The organism is Marinobacter sp., from assembly GCF_046484525.1.
In the GTDB taxonomy this organism is placed as follows: domain Bacteria; phylum Pseudomonadota; class Gammaproteobacteria; order Pseudomonadales; family Oleiphilaceae; genus Marinobacter.
The window spans coordinates 1-17,799 of the sequence record NZ_JAWOIS010000003.1 but is presented as its reverse complement, the minus strand read 5'-3'; the positions used below and the strand labels follow the sequence as shown (position 1 = coordinate 17,799).

Here is a 17,799-nt window from a genome sequence, read left to right as displayed (position 1 = left end):
AGCGTTACTACCAGAATCTATAACCTGGCTGGAGCGGCTTGATGTCGACGCAAAAAGTATCAGAGCAAAAACAAGCTACAACCTCCATAGCACGGGGGCCATTTCGTGGGCTGAACCTTGCGGTTACTACTGTCGCGTGCGTCCTCGTTGGAATATGGATGGTTTTGGGAGGTCTCTGGACAGAGACTGCCAATCGTGTTCTTACTGCAGCGCGAAGCGCGGTAGGCCCAACTCTGGAATGGTACTACGTGGTGTTGGTTACTTTTCTGCTAGCCGTTATTATCTGGCTCGCAACGGGCCGGTATCGCAATGTCAGACTTGGAAGAGACGATGAACGACCTGAATTTGGGCTGCCCTCCTGGATCGCGATGTTGTTCGCCGCCGGGACTGGTGTTGGTCTGATCTTTTGGAGCATCGCAGAGCCCGTTAGCCACCTGCAGGGAAATCCCTTCACGTCGACCACAGGCACGCCCGAGGCCGCCGTTGCAGCCATGCGCCTGACTTTCTTCCACTGGGGGCTCCACGGCTGGGCCATATTTGCCACGGTAGCCCTCATTCTGGCCTATTTCAGCTATCGGAAAGGTCTGCCCTTAACCATTCGCTCGGCGTTATATCCATTGTTTGGAAATCGCATCCATGGGTGGGTGGGCAATGTTGCAGACTCCCTTTCCGTATTTGGAACAGTGTTCGGTGTCGCCACCACGTTGGGACTTGGAGCGACACAGATGAACACGGGACTCAACCAGCTCATCGGTTTAGAGGTTTCTCTATCGCACCAACTCATAATAATTGCTGTAGTGACCTGCCTTGCCACACTTTCTGTGGTAAGTGGCGTACGAAGGGGCGTACGTTGGTTGAGTATCGGTAACCTCTGGCTGAGCGTTTTCTTACTGTCGTTTTTCCTACTATTTGGACCAACCGCTTATCTCCTTAATTTCCTCGTACAAAGTACCGGAAGTTATGTGCAGCATCTGCCCGAGATGAGTCTCTGGACCAATGTTACCGGAGATTCGGGCTGGCAACAGGATTGGACAGTCTTCTACTGGGGGTGGTGGTTAGCCTGGGCACCATTTGTAGGAATGTTTATTGCCCGAATTTCTCGCGGTCGAACCCTCAGTGAGTTCGTCTTTGGGGTTTTGCTCGTACCCACCCTCTTCAGTTTTGTATGGATCGGTTTGTTCGGGGGCAGCGCAATACATAACGAGCTGTTCGGCACTGGAGGCATTGCCTCAGCAGTACAGAACGATGTCACGCTTGCGCTATACCGCACCATCGAAGTCATAAGTGCCGACTGGATAACAACGGGCGCCTCTGCGTTAGCTACCTTGTTGATAGCGACCTATTTTATCACTTCGGCAGACTCCGGGACCCTTGTAATCACCACAATACTGGCGGAAGGTAATCCAGAACCACCAATTTTACCTCGAGTGATTTGGGGGCTGGGAGTGGGCACGCTGACAGGGATTTTGCTCGCAGGTGGCGGCGTTCCTACGCTACAGTCAGCAGTAGTAATGGCCGGAATTCCATTTTCCATCGTGATTTTGATGATGGTCGCCGGTCTGATCAAGGCCCTGCGTATGGAGGAATTTGGCCCTCGCCAACCTCTCAAGAGCAGGCTTTCTCGGGAGCCGTGGACCGGTCGTGACGAGCAAACCTGGGGTTGACTGGACGCTTTCAATGAAATCGGCAATTGCCACGCCAGGCATGAACAACGGCTAGAGAACGAGATACCCCTCGTTTACAACGTTCGATCGCCCTACAAATTGCGTTGCACCCCTTTTAATTGCTGTTAAGATAGCAATTAATTACTTTCTTTGATGGTTTGGCAGTGGATCATCGCGCTATGAAGACGCTCCTATTTACTTTGTGCACATAGGTCCGCCGATGAAGAACTACAGACTTAAACTTGCTTCCAAACCAGTAATGGTAGCCGTGGTTATCGTTTTTACCTTGGTAGCCATCGGTGCCTCTTGGTGGCTGTGGATGCTGCGTACGCATCAAGACGGGAATGTGTTGTTTTTGTATGGCAACGTCGATATCCGGGAGGTTCAACTGGCTTTCCGGCAGCCCGGCCGGGTGGCTGAAATGATGTTTGATGAGGGTGATAGCGTCACCGCCGGCACTCCCTTGGCCACACTTGATGCCATCCCTTATAAAAACTCGTTGGCGGCAGCTGAAGCTGACGTTCTTATGGCACGGGCGGAGCTGGCCAAGTTGCGTCAGGGCCTGCGCCCCCAAGAGATTGTGCAGGCACGTGAGGCGCTGGAACAGGCGCAGTCTGTCGCCGCCGAGGCTGAACGCAACTATCGCCGCCAGAGCAAACTGCTCCAGTCGGGTTCCAGTAGCCAGCAAACTGTAGACACTGCCCTCGCTTTGCGAGATCAGGCAATAGCTGCCGTCAATGCAGCCAGAGCTACCCTGTCACTCGCCAATGAAGGCTTTCGTAGTGAGGACATCGCAGCGGCGGAAGCACGCTTGGCCGCCGCTCAGGCGGCGCAAGCACAGGCAGCTACTGCTCTTGCTGACACCGAATTGGTGGCACCCAGCTCAGGTACAGTTATTTCAAGGGTGCGGGAGCCAGGGAGCATGGTAACCAGCCAAAACGCAATCTATAGCTTAAGCCTTGATTCGCCAGTGTATGTACGTGCCTATGTTAACGAACCCAACTTAGGTCTGATAGCACCGGGAGATCGTGTGAAAGTTTACAGCGACTCCTCCGAGAAAGCGTACGAAGGCCAAATTGGCTTTATCTCACCTCGCGCTGAATTCACCCCAAAAACCGTGGAAACCACCGAGTTACGTACGGATCTGGTTTATCGGCTGAGAATTGTCATCAATGATTCCGATGCGATCGCAGGGCTGCGTCAAGGAATGCCTGTAACCATTGAGATAGCGATCTCCCCAGATACCCGCATCGGGGCAGAGGCTTTCTGATATGGCGATTGACACAGATGCGCCAATACCTCTTCCTGACGGGGATACCAGTGTTGCCGTGGTCATTGACGGCCTGGACAAACGCTTTGGGACCGTCCAAGCCCTACGTGGACTCAACGCAAGCATCCATTATGGCCAACTCACAGGCCTGGTTGGTCCAGACGGTGCCGGGAAGACTACCCTGATGCGAATTATGACAGGCCTGTTGGTTCCCAACGCCGGCCGCGTTACCGTCGCCGGTTTTGATGTAGTCGAAGACAACGACATCATTCATGTGGCAACCGGGTACATGCCACAGCGTTTCGGGCTTTATGAGGACCTGTCGGTGTTGGAAAACATGCGTCTTTATGCCCAATTACGTGGCATGAAGACGGATCGACACGCCGACCTGTTCGCCCAACTGCTCGATTTTACTCGCCTCACGCCCTTTACTGAGCGCTTGGCGGGCAAACTGTCCGGCGGCATGAAGCAGAAGCTAGGCTTGGCCTGTGCCTTGATGGCACGGCCTAGAGTACTTCTGCTGGACGAGCCTGGGGTGGGCGTTGATCCGGTGAGCCGGCAGGATCTTTGGCGCATGGTCCAGGAACTGGCGGACGATGGCATGGCGGTGGTCTGGTCGACCGCCTATCTCGATGAAGCGGAACGCTGCGATAGCGTGATGTTAATGAATGATGGAGAGCTCGCTTTCAATGGGCAACCCCGAGAGCTGACCGGGCGTATAAAAAATCGCAGCTTCCGCCTCGAGGAACTTGGCCAGCGGCGCCGCGCTGTTCTGGCCGATGCGCTAGCTCTTGGCAGTATTGGCGATGGTGTGATTCAGGGAGCCGGAGTGCGCGTGGTGTTGCGTCCTGACAAGAGCTCTGAAGAGATCCGCGCCCTGGCTGATCGGCTCAATGCCCGGTTGAGCGCAGTTCCACCTCGTTTTGAAGATGCCTTCATTGATCTCCTCGGCGGTGGCCCTGGCGGTCGCTCGGCGCTTGCAGAACGTCTGCCGCCGGTGAACCTCGATTCAGACATTGCCGTCTCCTGTCGCAACTTGACCAAAAGCTTCGGCAGCTTTACTGCCACTGATAACGTTAGCTTTGAAGTGCGAAAAGGCGAGATCTTCGGACTGCTCGGGCCAAATGGCGCTGGTAAATCCACCACTTTCAAGATGCTGTGCGGCCTTCTTAAACCCACCCATGGAGAGGCGCACGTGGTGGGTCTGGATTTGCGGCGGGCAACAAGCGCGGCGAAAGGCCAGCTTGGCTACATGGCTCAGAAGTTCTCTCTCTACGGCTTATTGTCGGTCCAACAAAACCTGGAGTTTTCAGCCGGTGTTTATGGACTGGTGGGCGCCAATCGGCGGAAACGTATTGATGAGATGATTGACACCTTCGGACTGGAAACATGGCTTTCGGCTGCCCCGGACTCGTTGCCCCTGGGGTTTAAACAGCGACTTGCATTGGCTTGCTCGTTGATGCATCAACCTCCTGTCTTATTTCTGGACGAGCCGACCTCCGGAGTCGACCCTATTACGCGCCGAGAGTTCTGGACCCACATCAATGGTCTTGCACACAAGGGTGTCACTGTGATGGTCACTACCCATTTCATGGATGAGGCGGAGTACTGTGACCGAGTTGCTATGCTTTATCGGGCAAAGCTGATTGCCCTAGACACACCCGATTCCCTCAAACGCAACGCCGCCAGCGCCTCTCGCCCCGATCCGACTATGGAAGATGCCTTCATTCATTTGGTTGAGTCCGCCGACTTGGCTCAAGCTGCTCGTGGCGAGCTCGCAACGTGAACCACACACAAAGCCGTCAAAATGGCAGAACCTCGTCTCCCTACGCCATGCGCCGCTTTGATCTAAAGCGACTGCAAGCCTTGGTGCTCAAGGAGAGTTTGCAGGCAATACGGGATCCATCCACGTTACTGATTGCATTCGTGCTGCCTGTGGTACTTCTATTCTTGTTCTCCTACGCAGTATCGTTGGATGTGAGTGAGGTTCGAATCGGCGTGGTACAGGAGTCCCCGTCTGCCTCGGCTCAGGACTTAGCCGCCGCCTTTGCCGGAACTCGTTACCTCGATGTGACCTTCGCCCATGATCGGCGCGAGGTGTCCGAACAGGTCGTATCAGGCAAGCTCCGTGGGTTTGTGGTGATTCCCCAGGATTTCGAGCGCCGTCTTTCAAACGTTAACACTCAGCCGCTAGTGCAGGTTGTGGCCGATGGCTCGCAGCCAAACACAGCCAATTACGTTGCCAACTACACGCAGGGGGTCGTGCAGACCTGGCAAGCAAGAGCGGATTCCGCTCCTCCCCGAACGGCAGTGGTGCTACTGGAACCACGCTATTGGTTTAATCCCGAGTTGGAAAGCCGCCGATCACTCGTGCCAGGGGCGATTGCAATCGTCATGACAATTATTGGCACCATGCTCACTGCTCTCGTGGTTGCACGCGAATGGGAGCGCGGCACTATGGAAGCTATATTGTCCACTCCCGCTGCAGTCGCTGAAATTCTGATCGGCAAACTGCTACCATATTTTGCTCTTGGCATGCTATCTACCCTTGGTGCGGCTGCGCTAGCAGTCTTCGTATTCGAGGTGCCGCTACGGGGGTCGTTGGCCGCCCTTCTCCTACTTTCAGCAGTATTCATGATTCCCGCGCTAGGCCAGGGACTACTGATCTCCTCAGTTACCCGCAATCAGTTTTTATCTGCGCAGATCGCACTCTTCTCGGGTTTCCTCCCCGCATTCATGTTGTCGGGCTTCCTTTACGAGATCGAAGCCATGCCGGCACCAATTCAGGCGATTACCTGGTTAATCCCGGCCCGCTACTTCGTATCGTCTCTGCAAACTGTTTTTTTGGCTGGCGACATTTGGGCGGTTTTTGTGCCAAACCTTTTTGCAATGTCGGTAATCGGAGTGCTCTTTTTTATGTTAGCCAAACGCGCCACGCGGAAAAATCTGGAGTGAGGCGCATGTCACATCGTTTCAATAGCTTTTCCTTAACTCGACTTCGCGCCCAGTTTATCAAGGAAATATTGAGCATCCTACGCGATCCTCGCAGTCGGATGGTTGTCTTCGTCCCTCCCCTGCTGCAATTACTCGTATTTGCCTTCGCAGCTACTTTGGAAGTAAGAAACGTCGATATCGCGGTCTACAATCAAGACGCGGGCCGCTGGTCTGACGAATTGATCAGGCGGTTGGACAGTGCCGAATTCGTCAATCAAGTTCTTAAAGTGGTTGATCGGCAGGAGCTTCGGGCGCTGCTGGACGAAGGTAAAGTTATCGCCGCACTGGATATTCCTGCTGATTTTTCGCGCTCCATCGGAGCAGGCAACGACGGCCACGTTCAGGTACTGGTAGATGGTAGACGTAGCAATTCAGGTCAGATCACCGTCGGCTACCTCTCCACTATTGCCGCGCAAATTGGTGTCGAAATTAACCCAGACGCTCAGACTGAAGCATCAGTGGTCGTGCGCAACTGGTTCAATCCTAATCTAATATACCGCTGGTTTATCGTACCTGGTCTGAGTGGCATCCTTGCCCTTTTCAGTGCCCTGGTTATCACCTCACTGTCAATTGCCCGTGAGCGTGAATTGGGGACATTCGACCAACTGATGGTGTCTCCAACCTCAACACCAGAGATCATTATTTCAAAGTCGTTGCCAGCGCTCGCCATCGGCACATTGCTCGGTCTCTCAATGATGGCCGCAGCCGTGTGGCTATTCCGAATTCCCTTCAACGGCTCGTTCTCTCTGCTCCTTGTCAGTCTGATGCTCTTTATTCTTTCGGTAGTGGGTATCGGCCTGATGATTTCTGCAGTTAGCGCAACCCAGCAACAAGCTATTCTAGGCGCGTTTGCCATTGGCGTACCTGCTGTTCTTATGTCCGGTTTTGCCACTCCCGTAGAGAATATGCCTACGCTGCTGCAATGGCTGGCTCAGATAATTCCGCTCACTCATTTCCTTATCATCGTAGAGGGCAGCTTTCTAAAGGCAATGCCACTCACAGACATACTCGATAATCTCTGGCCACTGCTACTCATTGCCCTGGTGTCGCTCACCATGGCCTCAGCATTTGTACGGGGACGCCTGCAATGACGAACACACCCCGTAGAGTCGGGAAAAATACCCAGTGCTCCAGAGCCAGAGCCAGAGGCTGGGCGCCAGGCGTGCGAGCTGAAATCCGTGCCCGAGAGGCAATTGTTAAACGGGCGCCATAATAATTTAGGGAGAAGAGTTTCCCATGAAGTTACACTTCTTTGGAGCAGCGCGTGAGGTAACCGGTTCCTGTTTTCTCGTTGAAACTGGGAATGTTCGGTTTTTGGTTGACTGCGGGATGGTGCAAGGCGGTAATTTGGCGGCCTTGCGAAATCATGCACCCTTCCCTTTCGACCCGGAGTTAATCGATTTCGTTTTGCTTACTCATGCCCATATCGACCACTGCGGTCTGTTACCCAAGCTCACCCGATCCGGATTTAAAGGCCCCATTTTTGCCACTCCAGCCACAGTCGATCTGCTTGGCGTTATGCTTTCGGACAGCGCACACATCCAGCAAAGTGAGCTCAAACGCCCCGCCAAGTTGTACCGCAAGAAAGAAAAAATTGGACCACTGTATACCCAAAAAGATGTCAGAGAATGCTTAAACCAAGCAACAACAGTTGAATATGATTCTCAGTTAAAGCCACACCCTTTTGTTCAATGTCGCTTTCGAGATGCAGGTCATATTTTGGGATCCGCCATCATCGAAGTCTGGGTCACAGAAGGTGGAAGCACAAAAAAGCTCGTATTCACAGGCGATCTGGGACAACCTGGGCGTCCCATTTTGCGTGATCCAACTCCAATCGATGAAGCGGACATTCTCGTTATGGAGTCCACTTACGGTAATCGCATCCATAAAGACATGCTCTCAATGGAAGAGGACATGATCGCTATCGTTGAGAAAACCCTATTCAAGCGCGGAGGTAACGTTATTATTCCCGCGTTCGCGGTTGGCCGTACTCAACAAATACTTTATCACCTGCATCGACTCACATGCGAAAGACGCTTGCAACAAACAAAGATCTTTGTCGATTCGCCAATGGCCACAGAAGCTACTCGCATCACACGCGAACACATTGAGATTTTCGACGAGCAGGCTAAGGGCCTTGCAAGATGGCACGCAAAAAGTAAAGACATTCCATACCTGTATTTCACTGCAACCGTTGAGGAGTCCAAAGCACTTAATCGGATTCACTCTGGTGCCATCATAATTTCTGCTAGCGGCATGTGTGATGCAGGACGTATCCGACATCACCTGTTGCACAATCTACCAAGACGCGAATGTAGCGTATTGATTTCAGGTTTCCAGGCGCGTGGCACACTTGGGCGGCAGTTAGAAGAAGGGGCAGACAAAGTGAGGATTTTGGGGAAGGAAATCCCGGTACGCGCCTCGATTCATTCGGTTGAGGGGCTGTCCGCCCACGCGGATCAGAGTGCACTCTTGAAGTGGGCAAGCTTATTTCGCAAAGCACCGCATCACACGTTTGTTGTTCACGGCGAAATCGAGGCCGCTCTTCCACTGGCAAAAGCCCTGGAACAACGATACGGATGGAGTACCTCAATTCCTGAATATGGCCATGAAGTGACCTGGGCCTGACTGATCATTTACGAGGTCGCCATGAAGTATTCGCTGAACCCTGAAAAACGTCTGAAGGCGATTCTTGAGTCCCCAACCTATCGCCTGGCACACGAAGATCTTGAGCTTCTTAATCAGAACGATCTCAGACCGGTGCGACTACAGCTTGAGCTACTCAAGCCCGAACGGGTATTGCGCGAGCAAGGTATACAATCAACAGTCGTGGTCTTCGGCAGTGCCCGCATCGTTGATACCGCTTCTGCGAAAGCTCAACTGGATGCAGTGGATCCATTAACCAGCGGACAGGAGTTGGCTCGGGCCCATCGTCGGGTCGGGCAAGCATTCTATTACGAACAAGCACGCCGTTTTGCAGAGTTGATCTCGGCGCGATTTCAGCAACGCAAACGCAGTGATTTTGTCGTCGTAACCGGCGGAGGGCCAGGAATCATGGAGGCTGCTAATCGCGGCGCTTTTGAGGCTGGTGCTCGTTCAATTGGCCTTAACGTGACGTTGCCGTACGAGCAAAAACCGAACAATTATATCACCCCGGAACTGGCCTTCCGCTTTCAATACTTTGCTTTGCGCAAAATGCATTTTCTTTTGCGGGCTCGGGGGCTAATCGCATTTCCGGGCGGGTACGGAACATTGGATGAATTGTTTGAAGTTTTAACACTGATTCAAACCGGCAAAATCGATCCAATTCCGGTGGTCCTGGTTGGTCGTTCCTTTTGGCGTCGACTAATTGATTTCGACTATCTAGCTGAAGAGGGCTATATCGAGCCTGCGGATATCAATCTTTTCAGTTGCGTCGACGAAGCATGCGAGATTATCGCTGCACTGGAATGTTTCTATGATGGCCGAATGCCGAGAGGCACGTAGCGATGATACCTGGTACCCATCGCCAAATGCCGCGATTTCCAGACCGGGGGGACGATATGCGTCCAATAATCGCCTGCCTGCTCGCTTACTGCACCCTCCTCCCCGGTTTTGCCCATTCGGCCGATCTAGCTGGGCGGAGCGAAAATGAGACTTGCACGAAGGAGCAAAGCATAAGCTGGCGTGGTGCCACTGTCCGCTTAGAGAATGATTTGTTCGCTGGCACTGACCGCAATTACACAAATGGATTGGCGGTGACCACGGTCTCCCATGATTTAGAAGGGAAGCTGATTCCAGACTGCCTTCCAAACCCTCTAAGTCTTTACACACGCTTTCTAGGCCGGGTTGATCCGGGCTTCTGGCAAAGCGGGGAAGCGAGATCAGTATCACAGAACCTCGTCATGCGTGTCGGGCAAGCCATGTATACGCCTGATGACAAGGCGCGTACTGATCTGATTCGCGACGACCGCCCCTATGCCGGGTTGTTATACCTTGGTTTGGGATGGAATCAACGCCGCCAGCCCCAGAATGTCGGTTACGAGATGCTTGATAGTCGCGAACTGGCATTAGGTGTAATTGGTCCCTGGTCGCTTGCTGAAGAGTCCCAGGATCTTGTGCATAACCTGCGTGGCATAGATCGCTTTAGTGGGTGGGATAACCAATTGAATAACGAACCGGCATTTTTACTCGCATTAGAGCGCAAGTTTAAGCCTTCTTCTCCTGGCGCCGTCGAACCGGGGTTTAGTGGTGATATTATAGGACGCTACGCGTTACGTCTGGGAAACATTGAAACCTCAGCTTCAGCAGGTTTCGAACTACGGACCGGGTGGAATATTCCTAACGACTTCGGTAGCTATTCGATCCGTCCTGGAGGCGAGAATCGCCCACCATCATCAGCAGCCAAATTACGCACCACGCAGCCCGATTCGACACATGCACCTCGACCGGGAGTTCATACATTCGCCAATCTGGAAGCGAAAGCCGTACTTTGGGATTTTTCTCTGGACGGAAATCTCTTCAGCAACAGTCACCATGTCAAACGACGTCCATTCGTCCTTCAAGGAGCGATTGGCATTAGTAGCCAATGGCTTGTTTCGGGACATGGAGTCCGGTTGGCATTGATGAGAGTTTGGCGAACACGCGAGTTCGACGAACAAAACGGGCACCATGCCTTCGGATCAGTTGCAATAAGTCTGGAAATTTAGACTCGGAAAGCTCAACCCACCCACAATACATGCTCAATATTGAGAGGAGATATTATGAAAGCCAATAAAAATCTTACCGTTAATGCCGCTGTTATAACCTTAGTGACGTTTCTAATATCCGGTGTATCATATGCAGCCTCGGAAGAAGACTCCACGAATCAAATGGCCCTTCAAAAGATAATGCAACAGCTAGGACATGATATGCAGGAGGTTACCGGCTCAATTTCAAAAGAAGATTGGGATTCTGTAGCTGAAATAGCGCCGAGAATTGCAGACCATGCACAGCCTCCGCTGGGTGAAAAAATGCGTATTCTTGCATGGTTGGGTAATAATGCCGGGACATTCCGAACTCTCGACAAAGAAGTTCACGACGCAGCAATGAAGATGAGAGATGCGGCAACGCAAGCAGAAGGGCAAGACGTTATCGCCGCGTTCGCGGAGCTCCAGCAAGCCTGCCTGGTCTGCCACCAGGATTTCCGTCAATCTTTTCGGGATCGTTTTTATGAGTGACGCCAACTCTTGCATCCTTTTCGGCGGCTGGTTTGAGGTAACGCAAGGAACCTGACTATGTTGGAGAATCTGACTTTGTTGCCGGAAAACTTTTCAGTACCAGGGTCGATGCTCCGGTTATTGGTGAGCACCGCTCTATTGGTCGTTGCCATCATTATTCTGCGAACCCTGTCTGCCCGTTTCATCCGAATGAACGTGACGTCCTCGGAACTGCGAGGGAGGTTGTTGGTCAACTAGGGAATTCTCCAGCCAGAATTTCGAGTTCGCGGAATTGCCTATAAAAATCGGGGGCAATCTTCGTGACAATGTGCGGTTTCCCGTCCACTTTCCAAAGGAAAGCCATGCCAGCCAAGAATGCAGCGCGAGCCGTCACGCCGACGCGGGCAGTACTGATCCAGATTGCTCTCGCCCTGGGCGGATTCGCCATTGGCACCGGTGAGTTCGCCCTTATGGGTCTGATGCCCAATGTAGCCAGCGATCTGGAAGTGAGCGAACCGCAAGTGGGGCATCTGATCAGTGCCTATGCCATGGGTGTGGTAGTCGGTGCCCCCCTGCTCGCCATTATCGGTGCGCGCTTTTTCAGGCGACACCTGTTAATTGGGTTGATGGGATTCTATGCTTTGGGCAACCTGGCCAGTGCGGTCGCGGGAGATTACAGCACGCTCATGGTGTCCCGGTTTGTTGCCGGCCTGCCCCACGGTGCTTATTTCGGAGTAGCTGCACTGGTTGCCGCGTCCCTGGTGCCCGTCAACCAACGGGCCAAGGCGGTCAGTCGAGTCATGATTGGCCTGACGCTGGCACTGCTCATCGGCAATCCTCTGGCAACCCTGATGGGACAAAGCGTGGAATGGCGCTATGCCTTCGCCTTCGTGGGTTTGGTGGCCCTGATTACCGGTTTTTCGGTGTACACATTTCTCCCGGTTGATTGCAACGAGAAACGCAACAGTCCGTGGCATGAAGTCCGGGCCTTTGGCCGGGCCGAGATCTGGTATCCACTGGCCATTGGGGCGATCGGTTTTTCCGGAATGTTCTGTGTATTCAGCTATCTGGCGCCAACTCTTCTGGAAGTTACTGAAGTGTCGGACGGCTGGATTCCGGTCGTTCTTTTCATATTCGGGCTAGGTGGATTCACCGGAAACATCCTGGGAGGCTGGATTTTTGACCGCCTTCAGTTCAAGGGTGTCGGCTGGTTGTTGTTGTGGGCCACCGGTACGCTTTTGCTGTTCCCGCTAACCACCGGCAATCTCTGGTTATTAATGGGAATGTGCTTCCTGGTGGCCCTGATGGTCGGACTCGGCCCCGCCCTCCAGACTCATCTGATGGATGTGGCCAGCGGCGCCCAGACTCTCGCTGCCGCTTCCCACCACGCGGCCTTCAATGTGGCCAATGCCATGGGGCCCTGGCTGGGCGGCCTCGCGATCACGGCCGGGTTCGGGTGGGAATCCACAGGGTATGTTGGAGCGACCACCGCCGTAGCGGGTCTGATGATTTTCTTCATGGCTTGGCGCCAGCTCTCGACCGCCGGCACCAGAAGCACTGCCTGAGGACTGCAGATAAGCGGATTTTACATACCGTTTGTTAATGTCTGATAGAGCTCATCCTTGAGTTGGGCTCGCCATGCTTTCAATCGGTGCATCTTGTCATCACTGATGGGTCCACCTCTTTGTTCCAGTCCTTCGATCTCCTGGTCCAACTCCGAGTATCGGGTGAGTTTCTCACTGAATTTCAGATCGTTGGACTTCAGCTCTTCAATCCGGCCCCTGTATTCAGGGAATTCCTTGTGGAGTTCGTGGCTGGTAATACCCATAGTGATTGGCCTCCGGTTAGTTGAATTTGAGCGAGCGTCTGTCTCTCTCCTCATCATAGTAGAACTGGAACATTCCTGTGGGGTCTTTGACAAATCGCTAATAACCTTAACACTCGCCAGGGTATAGGATGGCAATATCACAACCCATGCCAGACAGAACACGTACACCTGAGGAACAAAAAGCATGACCTACGCCCGAATCGTTGGCACCGGCTCCTATCTTCCGGAGAAGATTCTGACCAATAAGGACATGGAGTCTCTGGTGGAAACTACCGACCAGTGGATTCGGGAACGTACCGGTATCGAGCAGCGCCACATTGCCGAAGACAGACAGACCACGGTCGACCTCGCCGAGCAGGCCGCGCTCCGGGCGATTGAGGCCGCCGGCATCAGTGCCCAGGACATCGATCTGATCATTTTTGCCACCTCAACTCCGGACAAGATTTTCCCCAGCTCCGCCTGTATACTCCAGGCCCGTCTCGGCATTCACGGTTGCCCGGCTTTTGATATCCAGGCAGTCTGCAGTGGTTTTGTCTATGCCCTGTCCGTTGCTGACAAGTTCATCAAGACCGGTAGCAGCAAGAAAGCCCTGGTCATCGGCGCGGAAGTGTTCTCCCGAATTCTCAACTGGGAAGATCGTGGCACCTGTGTACTGTTCGGTGACGGCGCTGGTGCGGTGATCCTCGAGGCCAACGAAGAAACCGGCATTCTCTCAACCCATATCCACGCGGACGGGCAATACGAAGAGCTGCTGCATGTTCCCTGCGGTATTTCCGATGACTTTGAGCGTGTGAAAGCCGGTCTCGCCTTCGTGGAGATGAAAGGGAACGAGGTCTTCAAGGTCGCGGTGAATACGCTGGGCAAAATCGTCGATGAAACCCTTGAAGCCAACAACATGAAAAAGACCGATGTGGACTGGCTGGTGCCACACCAGGCCAATCTGCGGATCATTTCGGCGACTGCCAGGAAACTTAAGCTGCCCATGGATCAGGTGGTCGTAACCGTAGACAAGCACGGGAATACGTCGGCGGCGTCTATTCCTCTGGCGCTGGATGTGGCTGTTCGTGACGGACGGATCAAGCGGAATGAGGTGGTGTTGCTGGAGGCCTTTGGGGGTGGGTTTACCTGGGGGTCGGCGCTGCTTCGGTATTGAAAGAAGGGGTCAGATGAAGGCTTTCATCAGACCCCGGGTTGGGCGTGAGCGTCTTGACTTGATTTGAAAGTGGGGTCAGATGAAGGCTTTCATCTGACCCCTACCTGGATTTATCTCCCCCGGTTTCGCCGGTCTTATCCGCTCCAGGGAATCAACTCTCCCCCACTACCCAGCTGGTACAGCCATAACCACTGGTTGTTCACGAGCGCTGCCACGTCTGGATGCTTTTCCAGTACCGCCCGGATACGTGCTTCCGGCGCGTCTATTACTACCGTCAGACGCATGGGTTCATGGCGCCATAGGCGGCCGTCGTGGACCGACTGGATCGGCAAGCCGATCCGCAGATCGGTGCCATTCCCTTCGATTACCCCAAGATTGCCTCCCGCCACGGAATGCAGCAACTTGTTGCCGGCACCATAAACGGTGGGTGCGGTGACGGAGGCGAAGTACTGGAGGTTGATCCAGTTCGCGACCACCATCGGGGCAGTCATCAGCGCATCCAGAATCTTGCCATCCTCGTCCCGGCCCGGGTCGTAGTCGTGCAGAAAGCAGCGGCCGCCAAGATTGGCGGCGCGGCTGCGCTGGCGTTTGGCGAAGATAATCGCGGCGTTGTTGGCCAGGCCCCATTCCGGCCGGACTTCGGCCCAGTTAGTGGTTCGCTTCTCCATGGCCTCTGCGAGCTCCGAATCCTTGCTGCCATTAAGGCCCAGAGCAGCCGCCCGTTCCCGACGGGTTTTTCGACCAGCCTCTGCCAGGGCCCGCTCCAACTCCTCAAGCTGGATCAGGTGAGAGTCCGGTACCAGGTCAGGACCGATAATACTGATACGGTCCGTGACCGTGCAGTGCTCCGCCGCTAGCGCCCAGCAGTAATCGGGAATACGGATGCCCCGTTCTGCCAGTCCCTCACGGACAATCCGGTCGTTGAGCAGTTCGGCGGCGATCCTTGCGTTGACACCGCCGTTCTTGCCACCGCAGGCACCACAAGCCAGTCCGGCCTCGTTAGGGTTGTTATCGGTGTGGGTCCCGTGGCCGACCAGTAACAGCAGGCTGCCAAAATTGTTGGTGAGGGACATTCCCCGCAACAGATTCTCCCCAATTGTGACCCGTTCCTCATCCCGAACCGGATCACCGCCATGCACATGGCACAGGCGCCCTTCCCCGAGCCCGTCCTCTCCCGATATCGAAGCGGACTTCCGGTTCAGGCTGTCACGGATCAGTTTCCACGCCCAGGCAAGCCCGGTTGTTTCTACCAGGGTAAAGGTCGAAAGACTTGAATACTTGCCCTTGCGTACCGATTCCCTGGTCATTTCCCGTTGGTCCAGTCGGCGGTTGAGTTCACGGTCCGCAGCAAGGTTACCGGTGGATTCATTGAACCGGTAACTGGGGGCCAGCAGGCCTGGAAGCCGCGGTTCATCCTCTCTGGGCCCGGGCTCCTGACGGGTCACCGGAATACCGAAGAACCCGGCAAAGCCGATGGTCTGAATCCCCGGCCGCCCTGATTCCAGGTGCCGCCGAAACACCTCGGAACGAACATCAATGCAGAACGCCGCCTGGATGGCCGGCGGTGTGACCTTGTCTTTGTCATGGTTTGACGCAGCCTTGATCAGCCTGCTCTCAAAGCTTCGGGTCCACGCCAGTTCGAACGCCCGCTGGAAAAGCCAGGGGCTCATTTCCTGAAGATCGAGAGACGGTGAATCGGTTGCGGTGTCCGTCCAGGCTCCCCGGCTGCGCTGCCACGCAGATTTTCGCTCTACCGGAAGCCGGTCAATGGCAAGCTTCTCCCAGGTCAGAAGGATGGTCAGAAGCTCGTCGCAAACGCGGGAACTGCGGCCCTCCAGCCCCGCACGCCAGTCCACACCGCGGCACCAGGAGGCCCAGCCGGTCAGACCGCAAAGCAGACTGTGGCCCAGGGCCTCTAATTCACTCTGGGTATAAGGCAGATCTCCGATGATCCGATCGGCCGCAAGACGCCAGTCCGATGGCAGCCCTGAGAGATCCTCGCGGGTCATTCTCAGCTCGGAACCTTTGCCGGGCCAGGGATCGATACGGGTCTGATCCAGCCAGAAAGCAAACAGACTCCCGGAATCGTCCTCAGCCCGCCACCGTGACTGTCTCTGGTCAAAAAATCGTGCACAGACACGGCCCACCTGCTCCCTGATCTCCGCTGCCAGGGACGGCCGCGAATTCGATGCCGGGAAATGCTCCAGGGCGGAAAACACCTGCCGGTCGCCACCGCGATTTCCTTTCAGCGCGCCGATGACGGCATCAACCGACACCTCCAGTTGCCGTTCTGAGATAGCCGCCAGGAGATCCTCCTCTCGGATCCGACCGCTTTCCAGGGCGTTCAGATAAAATTCCGCGGGCATCAGCATCTCTATGCCGGCATTCTGCCGCAGCTTCCGGGCTGCGCCGATGATCGACATGTCCCGCAAGCCCCACCAGGGATTGACAGCGATCCAGCGGTCCAGCGGCCAGATCGGCGCAATGGTCTGGGAAATTCCCGACAGCAAGGCGGTGACCTCTTTCTCGGGGGCCGCCAGAGAAACAGCGAGTTTTGCAGTCATGATCTTTCTCCTGCAGTAGCGGGATAACCGGACAGGTGGTCGCGAGTTTTGTGCGGAACGTTCAGGGCATCACTGGCAAGTTTGCGGGTGATCTGCTCAAAAGGCTGTTCAAGGCGCAGCCCCTGGCTGAATCGCGCCTGGAGCACCTGGACTGCTCTGGACCGGCTGGCAGCCAGGATCAGCGCAGAGAGCAGTGCAAGCGCGATCAGGATTGCCCAGGCGACAATGGAAGCCTCAAGGGGCGGAACCATTGCCTCGTAGGTTCCGAATACACCGCCTAGCATGGCGTGCAATGCGCCATAGAGCGGCACCAGCATGAGTGCCAGGGTCATGACCAGTGCCCGCGTTCTGGTGCTGGCACCGTTGGGAATCCCCAGGATGACACTGGCAATCGCAAGCACCAACAGTCCGGCGAGCACCGATTTGCCCTGCACCAGATCGGGCCAGAGCCAGAGGATAAGGGCGGAGAGCGCTGCGCCGGCAGCGGCCAGGATGATGTTGCTGCCAGTAGTCGCACCCGAGTGGAACGAGGTGGCGGATACCTTCACCGTCCGTCCCGATGCCAGGAACGAATGCGCCTTGTAGAGGGAATGGGCGAGCAGGTGCAGCAGCGCCAGCACGTAGGCTCCGAGTGCGATTTCGAACAGCATGAAGCCCATCTGGGAGATGGTGGACCAGGCCAGGGCATGCTTGACAGAGGTCTGGGTCATCATGGTGAGTACCGCAATCAGGGCGGTGCCCCCACCCACCACCAGCAACAACGCGTGGCCGGCGGTGAATCCCTCAAACACCGGGAACAATCGCAGCCACAGGAAACCACCCAGGTTGATGACGCCGGCATGGAGCAAGGCAGAAACCGGTGTGGGAGCTTCCATGACCCTCAGCAGCCAGCCGTGGAAGGGAATCTGGGCACATTTCAGGATGGCAGCCACCGCCAGAAGTACGGAGGCAAGCGTCAGTGCTGCGGAAGACTGGCCTACAGCCGCTTCCGCGGCGATCATCTCGGGCAGTCGGAACGTCCCGTAATGACTCCAGAGCAGCAGCACACTGGCGATAACGCACACATCCCCGAGCCTGCTGGCAATGAATTTCTGGGCTGCGGCGAGCCGAGCCTCCGGCCGGTCGCCGTAAAGGGTCAGTAGTTGATGC

General features: G+C 55.0%; 14 protein-coding genes. 11 read left to right on the top strand and 3 right to left on the bottom strand.

What is annotated here, in order from left to right; translation table 11 throughout:
- Nucleotides 1–41 precede the first annotated feature (41 nt).
- The 10 genes from R6W86_RS00530 to R6W86_RS00485 all read left to right on the top strand — a co-directional run bounded on the left by R6W86_RS00530 (nt 42) and on the right by R6W86_RS00485 (nt 12,670).
- Nucleotides 42–1,664 (top strand): BCCT family transporter, encoded by a 1,623-nt coding sequence (locus R6W86_RS00530; protein ID WP_410327441.1) that lies wholly within the window; start codon nt 42–44, stop codon nt 1,662–1,664.
- Nucleotides 1,665–1,884: 220 nt separating this feature from the next.
- A complete protein-coding gene (gene hlyD, locus R6W86_RS00525) occupies nt 1,885–2,934 on the top strand; it encodes a secretion protein HlyD (protein WP_410327440.1) in 1,050 nt (349 codons plus the stop codon).
- A gap of 1 nt (nt 2,935) precedes the next feature.
- Nucleotides 2,936–4,720, top strand: coding sequence for an ATP-binding cassette domain-containing protein (locus tag R6W86_RS00520; RefSeq protein WP_410327439.1), 1,785 nt, complete (start codon nt 2,936–2,938; stop codon nt 4,718–4,720).
- Between the two features lie 47 nt (nt 4,721–4,767).
- A complete protein-coding gene (locus R6W86_RS00515; RefSeq protein ID WP_410327480.1) occupies nt 4,768–5,889 on the top strand; it encodes an ABC transporter permease in 1,122 nt (373 codons plus the stop codon).
- Nucleotides 5,890–5,894: 5 nt separating this feature from the next.
- Nucleotides 5,895–7,019 (top strand): ABC transporter permease, encoded by a 1,125-nt coding sequence (locus R6W86_RS00510; RefSeq protein WP_410327438.1) that lies wholly within the window; start codon nt 5,895–5,897, stop codon nt 7,017–7,019.
- A 145-nt stretch (nt 7,020–7,164) separates the two neighbouring features.
- The gene (locus R6W86_RS00505) at nt 7,165–8,556 is read left to right on the top strand and encodes an MBL fold metallo-hydrolase RNA specificity domain-containing protein (RefSeq protein ID WP_410327437.1); all 1,392 of its coding nucleotides are present in this window, start codon (nt 7,165–7,167) and stop codon (nt 8,554–8,556) included.
- Nucleotides 8,557–8,577: 21 nt separating this feature from the next.
- The gene (locus R6W86_RS00500; protein WP_410327436.1) at nt 8,578–9,414 is read left to right on the top strand and encodes a TIGR00730 family Rossman fold protein; all 837 of its coding nucleotides are present in this window, start codon (nt 8,578–8,580) and stop codon (nt 9,412–9,414) included.
- 56 nt (nt 9,415–9,470) lie between these two features.
- Nucleotides 9,471–10,616 (top strand): lipid A deacylase LpxR family protein, encoded by a 1,146-nt coding sequence (locus tag R6W86_RS00495; RefSeq protein WP_410327435.1) that lies wholly within the window; start codon nt 9,471–9,473, stop codon nt 10,614–10,616.
- 54 nt (nt 10,617–10,670) lie between these two features.
- Entirely contained in the window at nt 10,671–11,126 is a 456-nt protein-coding gene (locus R6W86_RS00490) for a cytochrome c (RefSeq protein WP_410327434.1), read from the top strand.
- Between the two features lie 341 nt (nt 11,127–11,467).
- Nucleotides 11,468–12,670 carry an MFS transporter gene (locus R6W86_RS00485; RefSeq protein WP_410327433.1) on the top strand — a complete coding sequence of 401 codons (1,203 nt, stop codon included), beginning with the start codon at nt 11,468–11,470 and terminating at the stop codon, nt 12,668–12,670.
- A gap of 20 nt (nt 12,671–12,690) precedes the next feature.
- On the opposite strand, the gene R6W86_RS00480 is transcribed toward R6W86_RS00485, so the two are convergent.
- Nucleotides 12,691–12,933: a YdcH family protein gene (locus R6W86_RS00480; protein ID WP_410327432.1), complete on the bottom strand. Its 243-nt coding sequence runs from the start codon at nt 12,931–12,933 to the stop codon at nt 12,691–12,693.
- Nucleotides 12,934–13,117: 184 nt separating this feature from the next.
- Between R6W86_RS00480 and R6W86_RS00475 the strand changes: the two genes are divergently transcribed.
- Complete coding sequence (locus R6W86_RS00475) at nt 13,118–14,086, top strand: beta-ketoacyl-ACP synthase III (RefSeq protein ID WP_410327431.1); 969 nt, start codon at nt 13,118–13,120, stop codon at nt 14,084–14,086.
- Nucleotides 14,087–14,220: 134 nt separating this feature from the next.
- On the opposite strand, the gene R6W86_RS00470 is transcribed toward R6W86_RS00475, so the two are convergent.
- Nucleotides 14,221–16,650, bottom strand: a complete 2,430-nt coding sequence (locus R6W86_RS00470; RefSeq protein WP_410327430.1) for a YbcC family protein — start codon at nt 16,648–16,650, stop codon at nt 14,221–14,223.
- Nucleotides 16,647–17,799: proton-conducting transporter membrane subunit (locus tag R6W86_RS00465; protein ID WP_410327429.1), on the bottom strand; the 1,153-nt coding region annotated here is incomplete at its 5' end. The genes R6W86_RS00470 and R6W86_RS00465, both read right to left, overlap by 4 nt.

Bases quoted from the DNA above. Each gene is read 5' to 3' on its own strand.
- R6W86_RS00530 (WP_410327441.1), top strand. From the start codon at position 42: ATGTCGACGCAAAAAGTATCAGAGCAAAAACAAGCTACAACCTCCATA.
- hlyD (WP_410327440.1), top strand. From the start codon at position 1,885: ATGAAGAACTACAGACTTAAACTTGCTTCCAAACCAGTAATGGTAGCC.
- R6W86_RS00520 (WP_410327439.1), top strand. From the start codon at position 2,936: ATGGCGATTGACACAGATGCGCCAATACCTCTTCCTGACGGGGATACC.
- R6W86_RS00515 (WP_410327480.1), top strand. From the start codon at position 4,768: ATGCGCCGCTTTGATCTAAAGCGACTGCAAGCCTTGGTGCTCAAGGAG.
- R6W86_RS00510 (WP_410327438.1), top strand. From the start codon at position 5,895: ATGTCACATCGTTTCAATAGCTTTTCCTTAACTCGACTTCGCGCCCAG.
- R6W86_RS00505 (WP_410327437.1), top strand. From the start codon at position 7,165: ATGAAGTTACACTTCTTTGGAGCAGCGCGTGAGGTAACCGGTTCCTGT.
- R6W86_RS00500 (WP_410327436.1), top strand. From the start codon at position 8,578: ATGAAGTATTCGCTGAACCCTGAAAAACGTCTGAAGGCGATTCTTGAG.
- R6W86_RS00495 (WP_410327435.1), top strand. From the start codon at position 9,471: ATGCGTCCAATAATCGCCTGCCTGCTCGCTTACTGCACCCTCCTCCCC.
- R6W86_RS00490 (WP_410327434.1), top strand. From the start codon at position 10,671: ATGAAAGCCAATAAAAATCTTACCGTTAATGCCGCTGTTATAACCTTA.
- R6W86_RS00485 (WP_410327433.1), top strand. From the start codon at position 11,468: ATGCCAGCCAAGAATGCAGCGCGAGCCGTCACGCCGACGCGGGCAGTA.
- R6W86_RS00480 (WP_410327432.1), bottom strand. From the start codon at position 12,933: ATGGGTATTACCAGCCACGAACTCCACAAGGAATTCCCTGAATACAGG.
- R6W86_RS00475 (WP_410327431.1), top strand. From the start codon at position 13,118: ATGACCTACGCCCGAATCGTTGGCACCGGCTCCTATCTTCCGGAGAAG.
- R6W86_RS00470 (WP_410327430.1), bottom strand. From the start codon at position 16,650: ATGACTGCAAAACTCGCTGTTTCTCTGGCGGCCCCCGAGAAAGAGGTC.